This window comes from Thermoactinomyces vulgaris (genome assembly GCF_005886755.1).
Lineage (GTDB): Bacteria > Bacillota > Bacilli > Thermoactinomycetales > Thermoactinomycetaceae > Thermoactinomyces > Thermoactinomyces vulgaris.
In genome coordinates, this window is the sequence record NZ_CP039710.1 from 1,701,054 (window position 1) to 1,720,418 (window position 19,365).

Annotated in this window: 23 protein-coding genes and 1 riboswitch; of the genes, 3 read left to right on the plus strand and 20 right to left on the minus strand. The window is 47.6% G+C overall.

The window, feature by feature from the left end:
- Positions 1-24 precede the first annotated feature (24 nt).
- Positions 25-158: riboswitch (FMN riboswitch) on the minus strand.
- Between the two features lie 117 nt (positions 159-275).
- The 20 genes from FA954_RS08690 to FA954_RS08785 all read right to left on the minus strand — a co-directional run bounded on the left by FA954_RS08690 (position 276) and on the right by FA954_RS08785 (position 17,007).
- A complete protein-coding gene (locus tag FA954_RS08690) occupies positions 276-1,244 on the minus strand; it encodes a COX15/CtaA family protein (protein WP_049719975.1) in 969 nt (322 codons plus the stop codon).
- 185 nt (positions 1,245-1,429) lie between these two features.
- Positions 1,430-1,783, minus strand: coding sequence for a stage V sporulation protein AE (gene spoVAE, locus FA954_RS08695; protein ID WP_037997515.1), 354 nt, complete (start codon positions 1,781-1,783; stop codon positions 1,430-1,432).
- A 31-nt stretch (positions 1,784-1,814) separates the two neighbouring features.
- A complete protein-coding gene (locus tag FA954_RS08700) occupies positions 1,815-2,231 on the minus strand; it encodes a stage V sporulation protein AB (protein WP_037997513.1) in 417 nt (138 codons plus the stop codon).
- Positions 2,215-2,844 carry a stage V sporulation protein AA gene (locus FA954_RS08705; protein ID WP_037997511.1) on the minus strand — a complete coding sequence of 210 codons (630 nt, stop codon included), beginning with the start codon at positions 2,842-2,844 and terminating at the stop codon, positions 2,215-2,217. Before FA954_RS08705 ends, FA954_RS08700 begins: the two co-directional genes overlap by 17 nt.
- A 100-nt stretch (positions 2,845-2,944) precedes the next feature.
- Positions 2,945-3,715, minus strand: coding sequence for an RNA polymerase sporulation sigma factor SigF (gene sigF / locus FA954_RS08710; protein ID WP_037997510.1), 771 nt, complete (start codon positions 3,713-3,715; stop codon positions 2,945-2,947).
- Between the two features lie 9 nt (positions 3,716-3,724).
- Positions 3,725-4,180 (minus strand): anti-sigma F factor, encoded by a 456-nt coding sequence (gene spoIIAB, locus FA954_RS08715; RefSeq protein ID WP_037997507.1) that lies wholly within the window; start codon positions 4,178-4,180, stop codon positions 3,725-3,727.
- Positions 4,177-4,530: an anti-sigma F factor antagonist gene (gene spoIIAA / locus FA954_RS08720; protein WP_037997504.1), complete on the minus strand. Its 354-nt coding sequence runs from the start codon at positions 4,528-4,530 to the stop codon at positions 4,177-4,179. The genes spoIIAB and spoIIAA overlap by 4 nt, the downstream gene beginning before the upstream one ends.
- Positions 4,531-4,652: 122 nt before the next feature.
- Positions 4,653-5,843 (minus strand): D-alanyl-D-alanine carboxypeptidase family protein, encoded by a 1,191-nt coding sequence (locus FA954_RS08725; RefSeq protein ID WP_037997501.1) that lies wholly within the window; start codon positions 5,841-5,843, stop codon positions 4,653-4,655.
- Between the two features lie 117 nt (positions 5,844-5,960).
- A complete protein-coding gene (locus FA954_RS08730; protein ID WP_138615015.1) occupies positions 5,961-8,228 on the minus strand; it encodes an immune inhibitor A domain-containing protein in 2,268 nt (755 codons plus the stop codon).
- Positions 8,229-8,384: 156 nt separating this feature from the next.
- Positions 8,385-9,155 carry a purine-nucleoside phosphorylase gene (locus FA954_RS08735; RefSeq protein ID WP_049720042.1) on the minus strand — a complete coding sequence of 257 codons (771 nt, stop codon included), beginning with the start codon at positions 9,153-9,155 and terminating at the stop codon, positions 8,385-8,387.
- Positions 9,156-9,226: 71 nt separating this feature from the next.
- Positions 9,227-10,408 (minus strand): phosphopentomutase, encoded by a 1,182-nt coding sequence (gene deoB, locus FA954_RS08740; RefSeq protein ID WP_049719971.1) that lies wholly within the window; start codon positions 10,406-10,408, stop codon positions 9,227-9,229.
- 66 nt (positions 10,409-10,474) lie between these two features.
- Complete coding sequence (locus FA954_RS08745) at positions 10,475-10,720, minus strand: DUF4227 family protein (RefSeq protein ID WP_037997497.1); 246 nt, start codon at positions 10,718-10,720, stop codon at positions 10,475-10,477.
- Positions 10,721-10,805: 85 nt separating this feature from the next.
- A complete protein-coding gene (ald, locus tag FA954_RS08750) occupies positions 10,806-11,927 on the minus strand; it encodes an alanine dehydrogenase (RefSeq protein WP_049719970.1) in 1,122 nt (373 codons plus the stop codon).
- 93 nt (positions 11,928-12,020) lie between these two features.
- Complete coding sequence (fur, locus tag FA954_RS08755; RefSeq protein ID WP_037997491.1) at positions 12,021-12,500, minus strand: ferric iron uptake transcriptional regulator; 480 nt, start codon at positions 12,498-12,500, stop codon at positions 12,021-12,023.
- 98 nt (positions 12,501-12,598) lie between these two features.
- On the minus strand, positions 12,599-13,261 hold the full coding sequence (spoIIM, locus tag FA954_RS08760; protein ID WP_062842963.1) for a stage II sporulation protein M: 663 nt from the start codon (positions 13,259-13,261) through the stop codon (positions 12,599-12,601).
- Positions 13,262-13,351: 90 nt separating this feature from the next.
- Entirely contained in the window at positions 13,352-13,807 is a 456-nt protein-coding gene (locus FA954_RS08765) for a hypothetical protein (RefSeq protein WP_131470936.1), read from the minus strand.
- Between the two features lie 158 nt (positions 13,808-13,965).
- Positions 13,966-15,141: an endonuclease Q family protein gene (locus FA954_RS08770; RefSeq protein WP_138615016.1), complete on the minus strand. Its 1,176-nt coding sequence runs from the start codon at positions 15,139-15,141 to the stop codon at positions 13,966-13,968.
- Positions 15,134-15,685, minus strand: coding sequence for an NUDIX hydrolase (locus FA954_RS08775; protein WP_037997480.1), 552 nt, complete (start codon positions 15,683-15,685; stop codon positions 15,134-15,136). The genes FA954_RS08770 and FA954_RS08775 overlap by 8 nt, the downstream gene beginning before the upstream one ends.
- A gap of 120 nt (positions 15,686-15,805) precedes the next feature.
- The gene (locus FA954_RS08780) at positions 15,806-16,696 is read right to left on the minus strand and encodes a manganese catalase family protein (RefSeq protein WP_138615017.1); all 891 of its coding nucleotides are present in this window, start codon (positions 16,694-16,696) and stop codon (positions 15,806-15,808) included.
- A 56-nt stretch (positions 16,697-16,752) separates the two neighbouring features.
- Positions 16,753-17,007, minus strand: a complete 255-nt coding sequence (locus tag FA954_RS08785) for a DUF2642 domain-containing protein (RefSeq protein ID WP_232357307.1) — start codon at positions 17,005-17,007, stop codon at positions 16,753-16,755.
- Positions 17,008-17,323: 316 nt separating this feature from the next.
- Here FA954_RS08785 and FA954_RS08790 point away from each other — a divergent pair, with 316 nt between their 5' ends.
- From FA954_RS08790 to FA954_RS08800, 3 genes are read left to right on the plus strand one after another with little or no spacing between them, the layout of a single operon-like run.
- Positions 17,324-17,479 (plus strand): Z-ring formation inhibitor MciZ, encoded by a 156-nt coding sequence (locus FA954_RS08790; RefSeq protein ID WP_138615018.1) that lies wholly within the window; start codon positions 17,324-17,326, stop codon positions 17,477-17,479.
- Positions 17,480-17,524: 45 nt separating this feature from the next.
- Complete coding sequence (locus FA954_RS08795) at positions 17,525-18,394, plus strand: fructosamine kinase family protein (protein ID WP_138615019.1); 870 nt, start codon at positions 17,525-17,527, stop codon at positions 18,392-18,394.
- Between the two features lie 32 nt (positions 18,395-18,426).
- Entirely contained in the window at positions 18,427-19,272 is an 846-nt protein-coding gene (locus tag FA954_RS08800) for an EcsC family protein (RefSeq protein WP_138615020.1), read from the plus strand.
- Positions 19,273-19,365 lie beyond the last annotated feature (93 nt).

The following is a 19,365-nucleotide window of genomic DNA, read 5'->3' on the forward strand; positions in this document are numbered from 1 at the left end:
TCACAGGTTAAAGGTACACATCTGTTCATCCTTCTCCCATCCAGACTTTCACTGTCGGTTTCGGAGTTGCACCGAATCCACCGCCAACGCGGGTCACGGACTGAGGCAAACGTGCCATCACCGCCGGTCGGGAATTTCACCCTGCCCCGAAGGATGTGAAAAATCCATATCCAATTTTCACACCTTACCAATGAGTATAGCTTATCTTCAGCAGATTGTCGATATCTCTTCTTTTTAAACAAAAAAATGAAGGTGAAAATCCACCTTCATTTTTTTCAGCTTGTCTGCCCGACTCCCGTCGAAACATCGGGCAAATGCGTTTTTTTGCTCCAGGGTAAGCCGATTTGCATGCACATATACGAAAGGACGGCAAAGAACGCCGAAATAATGGTGGTATGCAACAACTCGGCCATTAATTTTCCGCCCGTCCAGACAATAATCGCACCGCTTAATGCCTGGAGTGTGATCAAAAGAAACGCAAGCCAACCCCCGTGCACCAAATCTTTCCGGTCACGATGTTTTTTCAAAATAAAAATCAACGTGCCGAGGACAAGGAAAAAGAGCAAAAATGCAAAGTAACGGTGAAGCAAATGAATCTCAGCCAGGGAAGAAAAGCCTGGGAAAACGGTCGGGCCGCATAACGGGAAGGAATAGCCGCATCCCATCGTCGCCTCGGAATGGCGTACCAAAGCTCCGGTATACACCACGATATAAGTGTAGGCAGCCAAGCCCCAAAGCCATTTGGCCAGCAGGGTGTTCCTCATATCCATGAGCCCGTTCTTCTTCCCGGGTTTGGACAATTGAAACAGATAAACCGTCAGCAAAATCACACTGGCAAATGAAATAAGGGAAAAGCCGAAATGCAAGGCCAGTGAGAAGTTTTTGGCAAACGTGCCTTCAAAAACAACCGTCAATGCTCCGAGAATTCCTTGAAACACGACAAAAAACAAACTTAAAAAACCCAAAACCTTCACACGTTTATTCTCTTTAAACGCCATCCAGGACCAGACCGTCAGAATCAGGATCAACAAACCGTCCACTCCCGAGACAATCCGGTGGCTGTATTCAATCACGGTTTCCATCGGCAAACTTTCAGGGATCAGTTTTCCATGACAAAACGGCCAGGTGTTGCCGCATCCTTTCCCTGATTCCGTAGCGCTTACAATGGCTCCAATCGCCAACATGAAGTAAGCGCCAATCGAAGTGATGATTCCGAATATCTGCAATGCGCGCAGTTGCTTCATCTTTTGATTCCCTCCCTCCAACGAGGAAAAAATGTTCACAACTGATCATACCACAAATTTTGGCGAAAAGCCGCACAGGGACAAAAACGGCAAAAACTTATCACAACTCCGTAAAAAAAAGAGTGGAAACCCCCACTCATTTATGCTTAAAATGTATTTTTATATGTTTTTATCAACTGTTTTTATCAACCTTTGGGCTTGAAAATCGCCGCTGTCAGAAAGCCGAAGATAATGGCCGCGGATATACCTGAACTTGTGATTTGAAAGATCCCTGACAACACCCCGATGAATCCGTTGCGATGTGCTTCCGACAATGCCCCGTGCACCAATGAATTTCCAAAGCTTGTAATCGGAACCGTTGCGCCGGCTCCGGCAAACTGGATCAACGGATCGTACAATCCGAATCCGTCCAACACCGCACCGGCAACCACCAATAGGCTGAGGACGTGTGCCGGTGTCAAATTGGTTAAGTCAATCAACAACTGTCCAATCACGCAAATCAACCCCCCCACCAAAAAAGCAGCCCAATAAGAACCCATTTCTCATACACCCTTTCTTTCTTGATCAGTATCAAAAAAACATCCATTCCGCAATGGAACCGGCCACTTTGCCGAGTGCCATTGCCAGCAGAAAATAAACCAAATAACCTTCCATGTTCAAACGCTTTGCCATAATCGGGATGACGTTTACCACCTCTGTCAGTGCCGCCGCCAAAAGGCCGACAAACACCCCCATGAACAGGCCGACGATCAAAGTGAAAACACCTGGTATCGAAAGCGAAAACGAACGAAAGTCCAACCAGGTAAAAAACAAAACGCCAAGTCCGATGCTGTACTCATAGAGGGCGATCATTTGTGGTGTCCTTGTCACTTGTGCCAGTCTCGGAACAATGTCAAGCACGGTGATAAAAGCGACAAAACCGCCACCGACCACCGTCCCTCCCGCCAGACCGATGATGATGAGAAGCAAGTCATGGAACAGATTCATGGCAACCGGAATCCTCTTTCCGCTTTTCATGATCGATCATGTATTGTTCAATATTTTCCTGATACAGGAACATCTCCAGCTCCAACGGACTTGGTTCTTCTTTCAACCGTTTTTTAATCAAGCGGTTAAAAAAGACAAAAATGCCGATCCCGATGCCCAACGAATAAGGAATTTGCATGATCAAGGGGGATGATTTATGTTCCCCGGTAATCAGATAATAAATTCGTTCATGAACCTGGGGCATGCTGACATCCATGTGAAAATTCATGATGGCCAGTCCGGAACCGATAAATAAAAGAATCATCACCATCAGGACAAGGATGATCGAAGGCGGCCGCAAATTGCCGGAGATCTCAACCAATGTTTGCGGCGGCCCCGCATGACGAACATCCAATGCCGGAAAATGTTTGTGGATGATGTCCATGACATCCATCACATCAATCACATAAAAACTCCCATGCTGTACCTGCGGGTCATAAATGATTAAATCTTTGACTTTGCATGCAATTTCCTCTCGCGCAGAATCCAACCGGGAAATATCTTTCAGATACAATGGTTGCCCAGGTTTTATGACGACTTTCTTTTTGAGACGGATGGTTAACATGTCTTTCATCTGCGGGCAACTCCTTTAAAAAAACACTTCGATCATCCGTTAGTATGTGCAGAACTGGTAAAATATAAAAAAGCACCGTCAAGGTGCTTGAAGCCTGAAATTACCGGTTTTCTTTCTGGATATCCAGCTCCTGTCGCATTTTGGCAATAATTTTTTTTTCCAACCGCGAGACCTGAACTTGGGAAATGCCCAGCCGGCTTGCCACTTCGGACTGTGTCTGGTCTTTGTAATAACGAAGATAAACGATTAACTTTTCCCGATCGCTCAAACGATGAATCGCTTCTTTGATGGCCAGCTTGTCAAACCAGGTGGTCACCGGCTCGTCTGCAATCTGGTCCATCAAGGTAATCGGGTCGCCGTCATTTTCGTAGACGGTTTCATGGATCGAAGCAGGAGCCCGGTTGGCTTCTTGGGCAAAAACAATCTCCTCGGGGTCCACTCCCATCTCATTGGCAATTTCCTGAATGGTCGGCAAACGCCCGTATTTTTTGGACAAATGGTCTTTCGTTTTGCGGATGCGGTTGGCCATCTCCTTTAACGACCGGCTCACTTTCACCATTCCATCATCACGCAAAAACCGCTGTATTTCGCCAATAATCATCGGAACGGCATAAGTGGAAAATTTCACGTCATAGTTCAAGTCAAATTTATCCACTGCTTTCAACAAACCGATACATCCGATCTGGAATAAATCCTCCGCCTCATATCCGCGGTTCAAAAACCGTTGCACCACCGACCAAACCAACCGAATATTATGACGAATCAAACGGTTCCGGGACTCCATGTCCCCGTTTTGACTGGCCTGAATCAGTTTTTTCACTTCTTCATCCGACAAATGGCTGTGCCTGTTGTTGTATACATCCGGTTCCATAGGCATCCCTCAATGAGCCATCGTCTGCTGACGGCTTTTCAAGTATTTCACCATGTGAACGGTTGTGCCTTTCCCCGGTTTGGAATGAATCATCACTTCATCCATGAAATTTTCCATGATGGTAAATCCCATGCCCGACCGTTCCAATTCCGGTTTGGACGTGTAAAGCGGTTGTCTGGCTTCGTTGATATCTTCAATGCCGATGCCCTGATCGGAAATGGTGATGCTGATTTTTTGCCCCTCGATATCCGTCCGGATATAGATGACCCCATCCTCTTTTTCTTCATATCCATGAATCACCGCATTGGTCACCGCTTCGGAAACAACCGTCTTGATCTCGGTCAATTCCTCCACCGTCGGATCCAATTGAGAGATAAAAGAAGCGACCGTCACTCTGGCAAACGCTTCATTTTCCGAACGACTGCTGAATTTCAATTCCATGAAATTTTTCCCTGTTTCGCTCATGACGCCACCCCGCAAGCTGAAATTGCATGCTTTTCATTTTCGTATGTAGGCAAAATTTTAAATAACCCCGACATTTCCATCAAGCGGTATACAGGCGGCTGAATGGAACAGAGAATCATTTTTCCTCCCAACTGGGAAACTTTTTTATAACGCCCCAAAATCACACCCAATCCGGAACTGTCCATAAATTCCAAACGGGCCAGATTCAACACCAGGTGGCGAAACTCCCCTTTTTCCAATTCGGCTTCAATCGAAGCACGCACTTTTTCGGCATGATGATGGTCAAGTTCTCCGGCCAGCCGGACGATCAAAACCTGACGGTCGGAATCCATTTGCAGGGATAAGCTCATCTCTCCCGCCCCTTTCTTTTTTTCCCATATCTTCTATGATTTTTCGGCCCTTTCCTTCCGTCTGCAAAAAATAACCAAAAAATGAGGATTCCTGACAAGATTGTCCAGAATCCTCTTTCCTTCTACATCTGTGTATTCACATCATCCGGCAAAAAAAGCATTTCTTTCAAACTTCGCTTCACAGAGGTCCAGAGGTTTGCTTTTTGGATCTCCATGCTGCTGATCAAATTCCACTCGGCAACAACTTGTCCGTCCTTAACGATCTGCAGTTTTCCAAGACGGTCTCCTTTTTTGACGGGAGCCTTTAAATCCTCCCAAACCCATTTCTTTTGATAATCACGGATGGATTCGCCTTTTTTTATCAACATGTCGATCGGCTGTTTGGCTTCAATGCGGATTTTGTCCGGATTTCCTTTATCAATCCGTTTTTCCGCGATCAAATCCCCTTTGTTGTAAATCCGTTGGCTTGTGTAATGGTTAAATGCATGATCCATCATCGAGAAAACTTCCTGATTCCGCTTCTTGACATCTGGTTCGCCCATCACCACGGCGATAAACCGGAGATTGTTCCTTTTGGCCGTGGCCGTCAAGCAATATTTCGCCTCGGAAGTGTATCCGGTTTTCAACCCGTCCATTCCCGGATAAAACCGGACCAATTTGTTGGTATTGACCAGCCAGAACGGTTTTTTCGAATTTTTCCTCAGGTAATCTTCGTAAAGTCCCGTATAGTTGGTCACTTTGGGATAAGAAAGAAGTTCCCTGGACATCACGGCAATATCATAAGCGGAAGAGTAATGGCCTGATGCCGGCAAGCCGTTGCAATTTTCAAAATGTGTATTTTTCAGTCCCAATTCCTTGGCTTTGTCATTCATCATTTTCACAAAACGCTCTTCCGTGCCTCCCAAATATTCCGCCAGTGCCACTGCCGCATCATTGGCTGATGAAATGGCCATCGCCTTAAACAAGTCATGGACGGTCATTTGTTCCCCCGGTTCGAGGAAAATCTGGCTCCCGCCCATGGAAGCGGCATGTTCACTGACACGCACCGGATCCGACCAGGATATTTTCCCCTGATCGATTGCCTCCATGACCAGTAACATGGTCATCACTTTGGTAATGCTTGCAGGAGGCAACGGTTGATGGCTGTTTTTTTCGTACAACACTTTTCCCGTCCCGGCATCCAGCAGAATGGCGGAAACGGCTTCCGGCGCCAAATCGGTTTCCGCCTCTTCGGCCGAAACCGGTTGTGACGGGATCAACGAAACGGCCATCAAGCCGAGCGACAGGATTAAACAGCTGAGCTTTTTCAGCATTCCAATTCCCTCCCCAATAGCAGTATCTATAGTTTGAACCACGAGCCGGATAATTATGCCAAAAAAGAAAAGACTTTACCGCTAAAAGCAGCAAAGTCTTTTTTCAGTCATTGCTTTTTATTTTTTGGATACTTCCACAATCACTTCTTTTTCACCGTTTTTCACTTTTTTCAAAGCGATTCCGATTCCGTAATGGGGCAGGATCTTTCCTCCGTCCGGATTAAACGGGCTGGTGTAATCGTGTCCGTCATAAAACGCCGGAATTCCCGGCAACGGATCATACTTCATGTAGGAACCGTTGAACTCGATATCGATAGGGGAAGTCTTTTTGAATCCGAAAGCCGCATCATTGATTTGATACCGGGTGTCCGCCACGGTTCCGTCGTTCCAGTAATGCCCGCGTTGATGGGCATCAACCACGCCGAGGAAACCTTCTCCCGGATGGAGCCCCGTCATGTTGTCTTCTCCCCAACGGGCATCATAAAACCAGACCACCATTCCGGGATCATAACTCAACATGGTTTGTCCGCGGCGAAGATGCTTCAGGGCCAGATCCATTCCGTGATGGGTTCGCCATTCCACCAAGTAATATTGTTCAAAGGGAATTTTGGACCCGTCAAATACTTTGAAACCATCCAGTGTGAATTTTGGATCGCCTTCGGCATCATCGGAAAAGACCATTTTTCCATCTGCGGTGACAGCGATATTGTCCACATAGAACCCTTCCATCATCAATCCGATATCCGTGACGTAATTAAATTCGATTTTGATTTTTTTGCCGGTGTACGGAGTCAAATCCAACTCTTCTTCAACCCATTTGCCGTTGGTGTCATCATCGTATTGCCGGATGGTTTCCTTTTTCCCGTCGGCATAAACATTGACATACAAGAAATCATAACCTGCCTCAATCTGACGCCACGATTCAAATTGCAATTTCGCTTCCGAAGCATGGGTCAAATCAATTTCCGCCGATGTCAGCTTTGTGTTCAGCATATTTCCTTTGTCAGAGAAATACGATTTCTTTCCTCTTGGCTGGGTCGGCGGATCCACCAGCTGGTCCGGCAGGTTGATTTTCAGGATTTTTCCTTTGCTGGATTGCGCCACCGCTTCTTTTAACACCGCCGCTCTTTTTTGGTGCAGTCGGTCGTAATCTATGACAGTGGCGATCGGCCAGGTTCCGCCGTAAGTTTCTTGGAAATACAGTTTTGCCCACGGGCTGAATCCGGTCGGTTCGGTCCCCGGGATTTTCCCCGTCCAACTGCCGTAAGACATCAAAGACCAAGCCTCGATCGGGGAACCGGCTCCGGTGTATCCGGTGTCATATTCATCCGGCAATCCGAGATTATGGCCGTATTCATGGGCAAAGACACCGGCCGCACCATCTTCCGGCTGAATGATATAATCAAAAGCCTTTAAATTGGTTCCCGGAATCGGAACCGGCTCCGGACCGATCACTGAACGGTGGGACCAAATCGCGTCTTCGCCCAAATCGCCGCCCCCCGCTTCTTCGCCTTCACCGGAGTGGACAATGAACAGGTTGTCCAACAAGCCGTCCGGTTCCATGACATCGCCGTCATTGTCAAGATCATACGGATCCCGTTGGTCATACAATTCCTCTTTTCCGGCAATTTGTTGGCCGACGGCCGCCAACGTTTCCATCACCAACTCACGGGGACGGGCATCTTTTAATTCATAATCCCCTTGGTCCTGGTGTCCTCCATAATATTTCGCTTCATGCTTTGCTTGAACCCAAGGGGTCACTTCGCCAACCACATTCCAGTACCCGACGGATTGTTCGAGATAAAATTGGCGCAAGGACGGGATTTTCTCCCCGTTATCCATGGTAAATCCATCGCGGTTGAACAACAGCTGTTCGTAATGTTCCGGATTAAAATCTTTCACCCAAAACTGGTTTTCTTTCTTTTTGATGGAATTGTGTGGAAAATCAGGAAATTCAATCAAGGCCACAACCGCGCGGTCATTAAAAGATTTTTTGTTCTCTTTCAGTGCTTGAACGGTATTTTCATCGATTTTGCTGATTTTGTCGAATACTTTTTGTTGGATCTTTTTCTTCCCTTTGTATGCTTCTTCACCAAATTTGGAAGAAGTGTCGATCCCTTCGGTTTGGCTGAAAGGAACACTTCCGTCCATCACGTATTCTTTCACGGCTTGGTTGATTTCCTCAGGGCTTGCATCTTGATCCAGTTTCCCCTTCTCTTTCAAATGCTGAATCAATGCATTTTCATTCACCAATGACCAATCAACCCGTGTTTCCGCTTCTTTTGCTTCCACTTTTTCCGTCCATCCCGCCACCGGCGACATAACAATGGATCCGAGCAAAAGTGAAGAAGAAAGAAGGGCAAACACCTTTTTCGTTTTCTTCATCGGTTTCCCCCTTTGATTAAAACATAAAAACACATCTATTATTATAAATTATGTTAATTTTTTTTCAACATGGATGTACTCTGTTTATCCCAAAAAACACCATAAAAAAGAAGATGGAACCATGAAAAATCATGGTTCCATCTTCTTCCCTTCCGATTAATCCAACTGTTGCAAAATCCCTTTCACCAGTTTGATAAATTTCCCTTTGACACGGTTACCGGTTTCGATCACTTCTTCATGCGAAAGCGGTTGCGGCAAAATGCCCGCCGCCATGTTTGAAATGCAAGAAATCCCCAATACCCGGATTCCCGCATGCCGGGCCGCAATCACTTCCGGCACCGTCGACATGCCGACCGCATCTCCGCCCAGCGTCCGGATCATGCGGATTTCGGCCGGCGTTTCATAAGACGGGCCCAACACACCGGCATAGACGCCTTCCTGCAGGGAGAAACCCTGTTCCTTCGCAACCTGATGGGCCAACTTGCGCAATTCTTCATCATAAGCAACCGACATATCCGGGAAACGGTCCCCGAGTTCCGGATCATTCGGACCGACCAAAGGATTCCGGAACATCAGATTAATGTGGTCGCGAATCACCATCAAGTCCCCCGGTTCATAAGACTGGTTGACTCCTCCGGCCGCGTTGGTGACCAAAATCGTTTCCACTCCCAGTTCTTTCATCACACGGATGGGGAACACCACCGATGACGGGTCATGTCCTTCATACAAATGGAATCGTCCGGCCATGACCATCACATTTTTATTCTCCAATTTCCCGGAAATCAGCTCTCCTGCATGCCCTTCCACCGTGGAAACCGGGAAATGCGGGATATCTTGATAACGGCTGGTGACCGGCTCCTGAATTTCTTCGGCCAACACGCCCAGTCCGGACCCCAAAATCAATCCGACTTGCGGTTTATCCTTCATTTGTCCGCGAATCGACTCTGCGGCTTCTTTGATTTGTTCTTTCGTCACACTCACGGTTTCAACCACTCCTTTTATTTCAATTCTTTCAGAAAGCTTTTTCCGATTTTCGGCATGGTCACATCAAAGTTTTCTGCAATAGTGGCTCCCACGTCTGCAAAACATTCCCGCACACCCAACGATTGTCCGGGCTTGACCAAACGTTTCCCATACACCCAAAGCGGCGTGTATTCCCGGGTGTGATCGGTTCCATGATGGGTTGGATCGTTTCCGTGGTCGGCGGTGATGATCAATAAATCATCTTCTTGGAGAGATGCCAAAATCTCCGGCACCCGCGCATCAAACTCTTCCAACGCTTGTTGATATCCTTCCGGATCCCGGCGATGGCCGTATTTGGCATCAAAGTCCACCAAATTCACAAACGCCAGTCCGTGAAAATCCTCTTTCATGATATTGAGGAACTGATCCACGCCATCCATATTGGATTTGGTCTTCAGGGAATATGTAATTCCTTCACCGGCATAAATATCGGAAATCTTCCCAATGGAGATCACATCTTTGCCCGCTTCTTTCAAATGATTCAACACGGTTTTTTCCGGCGGTTTGACCGAATAATCCCTGCGGTTGGCCGTACGGGTGAAATTTCCGGGTTGTCCCACAAACGGCCGGGCAATCACGCGAATGACGGAATATTTTTCATCCAGGGTCAATTCACGGGCGATTTCACAAATCCGGTACAATTCCTCCAGTGGCACCACTTCCTCATGGGCGGCAATCTGAAACACGCTATCGGCGGAAGTATAGACAATCAATGCACCGGTTTTCATGTGCTCTTCGCCCAATTCTTTGATGATTTCCGTTCCGGAAGCCGGTTTGTTCCCGATCACTTTGCGTCCGGTTCTTTCCTCAAACGCTTGAATCAATTCCGTGGGAAATCCGTCCGGATAGGTTTTAAAGGGCTTGTCCGTATAAATCCCCATAAACTCCCAGTGTCCGGTGGTTGTATCTTTTCCTCTGGAGATCTCCTTCATTTTTCCGTACCAGGCCTCGGGTTCCGCGACCGGCTCAATCCCTTTCAAGGCTTCGATATTTCCCAACCCGAGGCTTTGCATATTCGGCATTTTGAGCCCGTCTCCATATTCGGCAATATGCCCCAGCGTATGCGCACCTTCATCATTAAATTCACCGGCATCCGGCAAAGCCCCGATTCCGACACTGTCTAATACAATCAAGGCGACACGTTTAAAACGATTCATCTCTTCATCTCCTTCCGATTCCCATTATAATCCATGAGAAAAAAAAAGAACGGTGGGCGTTCTTTTTCATTCCCCCATCCAGTAAAACAAAAGCAACCGTTCTTTCATTTCTTTCAGCGTGGATGAGGATTCATGAGTATCTATATTTTGTGCAATCACTTTCACCGCTCCGCCGGAAGGCTCTTCATACAGAAAGTCCGGTTGGAAATAAGGAGCCAGGATCATGAAAAGCTGATACAGCAAAAGCGTAAATAAGGTAAATAATAACAAAAATTTTACCCACTGTTTCACCTTACGCAAAGAAATTACCATAAAAGATCGTCCCTTTTCAAACATTTTTATAAACATTATGTGAAAGACAATCTTTTATGACATCATCCGGGAGTGAAACATCCCTTTATCCCATCACCTCATCAAGCGGCGTATAAGGCAAATCGAGGCTTTCCGCCACGGCTTTGTAGGTCACGTGCCCGTGGATCACGTTGACTCCTTTGGCTAGCGCCTTATTCTCTTTTACGGCCTGCTCCAAACCTTTATCGGCAATCTCTTTGGCATACGGCATGGTGACATTGGTTAAAGCCATGGTGGAAGTCCGGGGAACCGCACCGGGGATATTGGGAACGGCATAGTGCACCACCCCGTATTTCTCATAGACGGGATTACTGTGTGTGGTAATCCGGTCGACCGTTTCGATGGATCCCCCCTGGTCCACCGCCACGTCGACAATCACGGATCCTTCTTTCATCGTTTGGACCATCTCTTCCGTGACCAGCTTGGGTGCCCGCCGTCCCGGAATCAGAACCGCCCCGATTAATAAATCCGCCTGTTTGACGGCTTCGGCAATATGGAACCGGTTCGACATCAACGTTTGAATCCGTTGTCCGGCAAACAAATCATCCAGCTGTCTGAGCCGCTCCGCATTGATATCGAGGATCGTCACATTGGCCCCCATGCCCAAGGCCATTTTGGCGGCTTGGGTTCCGACCGTTCCGCCTCCGATAATCACCACATTGCCAGGGGCCACACCGGGCACTCCACCTAATAACACGCCTGCACCGCTTTGCGGTTTTTCCAAAAAGCGTGCTCCGATTTGCACGGACATCCGGCCGGCCACTTCACTCATCGGGGTTAAAAGCGGCAGGGACCCGTTATCCAATTGCACCGTTTCATAGGCAACGGCGGAAACTTTTTGGTCCATCAGCGCCTTTGTCAATTCCGGCTCCGGCGCAAGATGCAAATAAGTAAATAAGATCAAATCCTCGCGAAAATATTGGAACTCCTCTTTCAACGGCTCTTTTACTTTTAAAATCATATCCGCTTTGCCCCACACATCGGCCGCGGAAGGAAGAATATGGGCGCCATGCTCCAAAAATTCTTCATCCTTGAATCCGCTTCCCTCGCCGGCACCGGACTCCACCATGACTTCGTGCCCGGCTTGCACCAAAAGGTCGACACCAGCGGGTGTGATGGCGACACGATTTTCATTGTTTTTGATCTCCTTGGGAATTCCGACTTTCAATATTCAACACCCTCCTTTGGTTTGAGCTTCCATTTATAGGATGGAATATATATCGGATTTTAAACATAAAAAAACGTGAGATCTGAAGAGATCTCACGTCACTTTAGATCCTACCAGTTTTTTTAAATTGGATACTTTTCCTTTACAACGATGGCAAATTCCATGGAATGTCAACCGATGATCCACAATCTGAAAATCAAAATCTTTCTCCACCTGTTCCTCAATCGGGCCTAGCAAATCCTCCGTAATTTCATCGACTGTACCACAATGGAGACAGATGAGGTGATGGTGGTGATGTTCCGCCCCTTCAGCCCGAAATTCATACCGTGTTACACCATCTCCGAAATTCAACTTATGGATAATCTGCAATTCACTTAAAAGCTCCAGCGTCCGATACACGGTTGCCAACCCGATTTCCGGAGCTTTTTCCTTCACCAACAGGTAGACATCCTCCGCGCTCAAATGATCTTCCTCATTTTCCAAAAGCACACGGACCGTCGCTTCCCGTTGGGGGGTCAATTTATAGTTATGGGCGGATAATTGTTGTTTAATTTGATTCACCCGATCTTCCAATAACGACACCCCCCCTGTCTGTCTTACACCATTATATTTGACCAAAGCAGAGGAGTCAATCCAATCGAGAAATATTATCAAATAATAATTGTTATAAATTATGGATTTTGACTCATAGTGATGTCGGTTGGCACAACCTCTTTCATCATCACCGGGGAAACATAAGCTTCAAAGGCGGAAGAAACCAGCATAACCACCGCCATGCCCGTCACCAACAGCGAAAAGGAGACAAAATGCGGATAAATGGCTCCACGATGATGAATCAAACGATTCTTGATCAGGGTGATGGAAAAACGGATGCCGGCCATGGTGATGATAATCATCGACGGGATGATCAGCAAATTTTGCGGCACAATGGAAACAAACGCAAACCAAAGCCCCTGCCAGGACAATTTTGAAAAAAGAAACCCCACCGTAAACCCGATGACCAGGCCTTTTAAGAACAAGAGAACCAACAAAACAGGAATCCCGATGACCGACAAGCCCAAAATCCACATCAAACCGATCGTTTTCAAATGGTCTCCCAATGAATGTTGGAAAGCAACCCCCGGCTCGGCAATGGTCTCGTCTTTTAACCCCTGAAAAAAATACCCCAGATAATGAAGCAACCCTTCTTTTTGAGACGGATCCAAGGAGTTGACCAAAACGGCGCCAAAAATCACTCCCATCATAAACAGGGTCGTGACGAAAATATATAACGACTTTTGACTCTGAAAATGGGACCTCAGTGTATGCTCAAAGGGACCCGGTCTTCTTTTCATACTTTCCGCCTCCTTTGTCCATCACTATGAAACTATGACGGACAAAGCCAAAATATACGAAAAGATTCTATAGATTTGCCTGCTTCCGGTTCATTCGCCCGGATCCCGGTTCCGCTCCGGCAACACCTCGTCCCCCCACCAGCTTTCAATCACCCAGCCGTCTTTGGAACCGCCAGCCGCCTCGGGATGGGTCCGGGTGGCTTTGAATCCCAGGATTCCCCGTACGGGGCCGATCCAGAACAAAACCGCCAGGCCAAAAATGATCAGCGTCATTCCAATCTCCCAAACCGGATCCCCGTCAAAAGACGGATAAATCAGAAATCGATAAATAAATATACAGATCAAACCATAGTAAAGGATAAAAAAGACAGCCCAAATCCCTTTGAAGCAAGCGATGAAAACCGATAATTTTTTGTTGCGGAGAAGGAAAATCAATCCTTTGAACAAGATTAAAAGAATCACACATACAAGAACCCATGACCCGCTCACTTTCAGCAACTTCTGAGACCAATCCAAATAAGCCATTCCCATCACTCCAAATTTCACCTCTGGTGTTTTCCCAATCCCTTCTTCACCTTTCATCGCTCAAACTTAACCGGTACAGATGTTAAATCCATTATACTACGTTCTTCTTTCTTGTTCCCGGAATGGATCATCTTTTAAGAAAAGGCGGGAATAAAAAAAGCCGGCCACAATTCATGTGGTCAGCTTGGTTTCACCCGTCCGTATATGCCTCCCCCGCCTTCTTCGAAAGCCAGTTTTTGTTCCCGGGCCATGAGAATGTGACGGGCGATGTGGCTTCCCGCCACGCTTTCAAGCGCTTCGACCGGAACTTCATGAAGAATGTTCATTTCAGTGCCAAATGCATCCAGCAGTTTTTCCAGTGTCCTTTTCCCCAGTTTCGGGATAAATTCCAAAGGAACTTGATATTGGTACGGAGGACGGAATGACGGATGGCGGCAAGATTGGTCACTGATTTCCAAAATCCGGTCCAAAACGCCTTTGACTCTCTTTTTGCTTCCGCAATGCATGCAAACCGGCGTTTCTTCATGAGTCCAGAGCTCACCGCACTCCAAACACCGGGTCCGGTAATATTTTCCCAGCCGCGGATTCAACCCGTAGTTTTTAAGGATTTTGCGGCCGTCCGTCCCGTTCAACGCCTTGCGGAATTCTTCAAAACTGGCTTCTTTCACCAAAAGCTGGTTGTACTCCCGTCCGATTTTCGGCAGGGAGTGCGCATCCGAATTCGTTAAAAACAGAAATGCATTCAACTCCGAAATCCGGTCCGCCAATTCCGAGTCGGAGCTCAGCCCCAATTCGACCGCAGCCACTTTCTTCAAATCAAAAAGCTCTCCCATGGAGTCGGCGGCGCTGCCGTAAACACTTTTAAACGGCGTAAAAATGTGGGCAGGAATCAACAACCCGTCCAGCTCTTCCACTTTTTCCTGCAACTTTGAAACCGGCTGATAAAGCCTTTGGGTGCTCAACTGGACATTTTTCATCGACTTTTTCAGCCAGGCCGTCAATTGCTGCATCTTCTCCAACGTTTTTACAAACACCAACACATGGGCCGGGCCCGTGCCCGGTTCCCGGATCTCAATTTCGGCTCCGAGCAAACAGGTCGTCTCTTTGTAAACGATGCCCCCGTCCGGATGCTCCCGGAAACATCCGGATCGAAGCCCGTCGAGAATATCCTCCTGCACCGGCGGGGACTGGCTGTCAATCACGCCGATCATGCCGAGCCCCTTGCGATGGTGTGCCTCTTTGACGATGTTTTCAAAGGTCATGTTTCGGGCCGCGGTAATCTTTACCGGATGATTGCGGCTGGTTCTCCCGATATGAATATGAAAATCGGCATAAAGGGTCTTCAGTTCACTCATTGCCGGCTTCCACCCGGTTTTTCCAATAATAAACGGCAAAAATCGTTTTGGCGTCGCAGATTTCTCCGGTTTCAATCCGCTTGAAACATTCTTCCATGGTCAGCTCGACCAGCTCCACAAATTCGTCTTCATCCGGATTGCGGGTTCCTCTTTGCAGCCCGGTTGCCCAATACAAATGAATTTTTTCATCCGCAAAACCGGGGGAGGTGTAAAACGAAACCACTTCTTCCAGACGACCGGCCTGATAACCGGTTTCTTCCTCCAACTCCCGCCGGGCACTGTCCATCGGATCTTCGCCTTTTTCCAATTTTCCCGCCGGTATTTCCAAAATCGTTTTTTCCAACGCTTTGCGGAATTGCCGTACAAGCACGAGCTTGTCTTCTTCATTGAGCGCCATGACCGCCACGGCGCCGGGGTGTGTCACAATTTCCCGTTTGGAGACGTTTCCGTTGGGAAGCAGGACATCATCCACTTGTAAATCAATGACTTTTCCGGTGAATATTTTTTGGGTGGCAATCGTTTTTTCTTCCAGATTTTGTTTCATGACCAGTCACTCCTGTTTGGGATGTCCACTCCATTATAACGCAGTAAACCGCATATACCGGAAACCGGATCAAAAAAAAGAAAACAGCCCAGCCGGGGCCGGACTGTGGCTGTCAGCCGTTTACATATAAAATTTCAATTTATTTAACACCCACTCATAATGATCTTTGTCAAGGCCCGGGGCAAACTCTTCCGGTTTTTTCTCCAAATCAGGCACAGGGGCTCCTTCCGGCGTTCCCTTCACCACACGGAGCGGTGCACCCGTTTCCGGGTTTTCCCCTCTCCAGATCTTGTCGATGTCGCGGTAGTCATGGTCACTCCAGGTGTAAAGAATGTTGTCCAGTCCTTGTTCAATGTATTTTCTGGCATGATCAAATTTGGAGTTGTCCAGACTCGGTATGGGAAGCATGCGGGTGACATCGACACCGGTCAGGATTTCGAGCGCCTTGGCATAGGCAACGATATGCACGCCTCCCCGCACCAATAGGTAACCGATCATCTCCCGGGCCACCGGTGCATCGGTCATTTCGTAAACCCTCATTTTGTGGGTGCGGGCACCGATCTCCAGGAAAAAGTTGTGCAGAAAATCTTCAATCAAATTGCCGCTGTTAAACACATAAGTTCCGTTCCATGGATTGCCCATCGAATCGGCAGGAAGCGCGGTCTGGGCCGTTGCGATAAAGTAATAGGAATTTCGGGCATCCAACCCGTTTCTTAATGGGGTGGTGTCCGGATCCCCCGGACGGGTAAGGCCGGTGGACAATAAATTGATGGCTGCACTGACAAGTTCCACATGACCGAATTCCTCGGCCGTGATGCTGGCAACCAGATCGTAAAAGGGTTTCAGTTTCTTTTTGGAACGAAAATTGAAGGATTGGAACATATAGTTGTTCAGGGTAGACATTTCACCGAAACGTCCGCCGAGCAATTCCTGAACAGCTGCCGCCGCATTGGCATCCCCGTGTTCGGGGACGGGCAATTCGATCAACATCCGGTTCAACCGCTTAAACATCTTTTCCCCTCCCTTGGTTCATGCATCAGAAACCGGATCAAATTCAGGTCATGCCATCAATAAGGCAGCGGAGGAGACATCGGTTGTCTTTTGCTTTTGGTTACCGGCACGACCCAAAGGATTTGTTGCATGCGAATAAAAAAAGGAGCCCCGCCGGATTGAACCACGACATGATCACTTTGAATGTGTGTGAGCCTTCCCGTTACACTGCCGCGGATTGTTTGCACGGAAACCTTCCGTCCCATGAGCGGATACAGGCTGGATTGGAAGGTGGCATCATACATGCTCCCGCAGGGTGACCAAGGGTGCATTGAAATCCCTCCTTATGATCTGAGGAAACTTCCTCTTGATAACAGCAACCCGAAGAAGCAACCGTCCCTTTGAAACCCATTCAGAAACCAGGTTATATGGAGAATCGTACCTCCCGTAAATATATATATGCATCCGGATTCCCAATATAAATTGTCCAATCAAATTCCATATTTTTCCCCAATGTTTGCACCCTCCATGTCTTATCCATGTCTTTTTTCTCATCCCGCACCGGTCTCCGAGACGTCAGCGGATGTATAAGTTCACTTGCGCTGACGTAAAAAAGAATTAAACACTTTGTTACCGGAGGCGTGCAAGATGGAATTCAAAGCCGGTCCGCACGGCATTCTCCTGACGGGAACCGCCGGGCAAATCCGTTCCTGTTTAAAGAAAATGGCCGTCCATCCATTAACGGTCAAGCAATATCTTGAAAAATGCCATCCCCAACATCCCTATTTAGTCAAAATGAAATAATTGTTAAAATAAATCCGGATACTTTTTGCACAGGAGGATCCGGACATGAAAACCATCCTTCAAAAAGCGCTCCGCCAACTTATGGATGAAAAGGATCCCCCCGATATTCACCCGGTTTCCGGCGGAAGCATCAATCAAACCTTCCGGATTGACACGGCCAAGCGGTCTTATTTCGCCAAAATCAACCGCCCGGTTCCGGAAACCTTTTTCCAAAAAGAAATCAACGGATTAACCGCGATTAAACAGACAAACACCTTATCCGTTCCCGACGTTTACGGAACCTTCTATGAAAAAGAAAGCCAAACCGCCCTGCTTCTGTTGGAATGGATTGAAGGAACGGAAACCCCTGCAACCATCCCACAACTGGGCAGAGGACTGGCCCGCCTTCATCAGGTTCGCGGACAAGCCTTCGGATTTCATGAGGACAATTTGATTGGAACCCTTCCGCAACGAAATGCCTGGATGGCCGACTGGCGCTCCTTTTATCGCGATCAACGCTTAAAAGTTCAATATGAATTGGGAATTGAACGGCAAACGATCACCGGAACACGAAGAAAAAAACTGGAATCGCTGATGAATCAACTGGAACGTTGGATTCCCGGGCAGGTACAACCTTCACTGATCCATGGCGATTTATGGGGTGGCAATTGGATCACCGGCCCGGACGGCTCTCCCTTTTTGATTGATCCGGCCGTCTTCTTTGCCCATCATGAGCTGGAAATCGCGTTTACAGAATTGTTCGGGGGATTTCCTGCATCTTTTTATGATTCCTATCAAGAAGTTTACCCGCTTTCTCCATCCTATCCGGAGCGGAAACCGCTCTATCAATTGTATTATTTATTGGTTCACTTGAATGTTTTCGGTGAATCTTACGGCCATTCGGTGGACCGCATTTTAAACCGGTACGTCGGGTGACTTTCCGTTATGAAAAGAGGGGATCTGTCTAAATGAAACGTTTTTCACAGGACAGCAAGGAATTCTTGTTAAGCGAATTGGAAAGGGTCCGCCAATGGGAAAAAGATCAAAAAGATTTGTGGTTTTGGGAAAAAATCGGACGGCTCCCTTTTTCGCTGTTGGATAAAATCACGCCTCAAGCCATCCATAATGTGCTGGGGAAATTTTTTGATGAATTGGGAAGCTATGTTCAAACCGGCGGCGAATATTTGATTCAGGAACGCCAAACCGTGTCAGACATCGCCGCGAAAGCAGGGATGCCCGGTTCATCCCTTTCGCCGGAAGAAATCGGGCAACTTCCGTTATCCCTGTTAAACGAGGTTGCCGAAAACACCATGCAAAAACACAAGCAACTCGCCACCATGCAGGGGGCCACCACCGGATTCGGCGGAATCTTCACTTTGGCCATCGACATTCCCGCCTTGCTCGGCATTTCACTTCACGCCTTGCAAGAAATGGCCATGATCTACGGTTATCAGCCCAAAGAAAAATCAGAGCGAATCTTCATTGTCAAATGTTTGCAATTTGCTTCCGCCGACTATGTCGGCAAACAATCCATTCTCAAGCAGCTGGCAGAAACCGGTTCCGAAAAAAGCCAGCGGGAAGCCATCTCCGAATTTCAGGGATGGCGGGAAGTGATTGCAACGTACCGTGACCATTTCGGTTGGAAAAAACTTTTTCAAATCGTGCCGGTCATCGGCATTCTCTTCGGCGCCTTCATCAACCGGTCCACGGTCGAAGAAGTGGCGGAAGCCGGCATGATGTTATACCGCAAGCGGCGGATCATGGATAAATTAAAAACACTGGATTCAAACTTCCGCACCGACACGCCATCCTGATTTTCACGGCCGGGGCACCGGGAATGCCATGCATAGTTTCCGGAGAAAAACCGCAAACTGATGTATGTGTCCAAAAAAAGAAAGAACCCCCGG

Bases quoted from the DNA above. Each gene is read 5' to 3' on its own strand.
- FA954_RS08785 (WP_232357307.1), bottom strand. From the start codon at position 17,007: ATGCACCCTTGGTCACCCTGCGGGAGCATGTATGATGCCACCTTCCAA.
- FA954_RS08745 (WP_037997497.1), bottom strand. From the start codon at position 10,720: ATGGTAATTTCTTTGCGTAAGGTGAAACAGTGGGTAAAATTTTTGTTA.
- FA954_RS08790 (WP_138615018.1), top strand. From the start codon at position 17,324: ATGGAATTCAAAGCCGGTCCGCACGGCATTCTCCTGACGGGAACCGCC.
- FA954_RS08775 (WP_037997480.1), bottom strand. From the start codon at position 15,685: ATGAAACAAAATCTGGAAGAAAAAACGATTGCCACCCAAAAAATATTC.
- FA954_RS08690 (WP_049719975.1), bottom strand. From the start codon at position 1,244: ATGAAGCAACTGCGCGCATTGCAGATATTCGGAATCATCACTTCGATT.
- FA954_RS08780 (WP_138615017.1), bottom strand. From the start codon at position 16,696: ATGTTTAAGCGGTTGAACCGGATGTTGATCGAATTGCCCGTCCCCGAA.
- FA954_RS08795 (WP_138615019.1), top strand. From the start codon at position 17,525: ATGAAAACCATCCTTCAAAAAGCGCTCCGCCAACTTATGGATGAAAAG.
- FA954_RS08800 (WP_138615020.1), top strand. From the start codon at position 18,427: ATGAAACGTTTTTCACAGGACAGCAAGGAATTCTTGTTAAGCGAATTG.
- spoIIAA (WP_037997504.1), bottom strand. From the start codon at position 4,530: ATGAGCTTATCCCTGCAAATGGATTCCGACCGTCAGGTTTTGATCGTC.
- FA954_RS08730 (WP_138615015.1), bottom strand. From the start codon at position 8,228: ATGAAGAAAACGAAAAAGGTGTTTGCCCTTCTTTCTTCTTCACTTTTG.
- spoVAE (WP_037997515.1), bottom strand. From the start codon at position 1,783: ATGGGTTCTTATTGGGCTGCTTTTTTGGTGGGGGGGTTGATTTGCGTG.
- FA954_RS08725 (WP_037997501.1), bottom strand. From the start codon at position 5,843: ATGCTGAAAAAGCTCAGCTGTTTAATCCTGTCGCTCGGCTTGATGGCC.
- FA954_RS08700 (WP_037997513.1), bottom strand. From the start codon at position 2,231: ATGAATCTGTTCCATGACTTGCTTCTCATCATCATCGGTCTGGCGGGA.
- FA954_RS08735 (WP_049720042.1), bottom strand. From the start codon at position 9,155: ATGAAGGATAAACCGCAAGTCGGATTGATTTTGGGGTCCGGACTGGGC.
- sigF (WP_037997510.1), bottom strand. From the start codon at position 3,715: ATGGAACCGGATGTATACAACAACAGGCACAGCCATTTGTCGGATGAA.
- deoB (WP_049719971.1), bottom strand. From the start codon at position 10,408: ATGAATCGTTTTAAACGTGTCGCCTTGATTGTATTAGACAGTGTCGGA.
- spoIIM (WP_062842963.1), bottom strand. From the start codon at position 13,261: ATGAAAAGAAGACCGGGTCCCTTTGAGCATACACTGAGGTCCCATTTT.
- FA954_RS08705 (WP_037997511.1), bottom strand. From the start codon at position 2,844: ATGAAAGACATGTTAACCATCCGTCTCAAAAAGAAAGTCGTCATAAAA.
- FA954_RS08770 (WP_138615016.1), bottom strand. From the start codon at position 15,141: ATGAGTGAACTGAAGACCCTTTATGCCGATTTTCATATTCATATCGGG.
- spoIIAB (WP_037997507.1), bottom strand. From the start codon at position 4,180: ATGAGCGAAACAGGGAAAAATTTCATGGAATTGAAATTCAGCAGTCGT.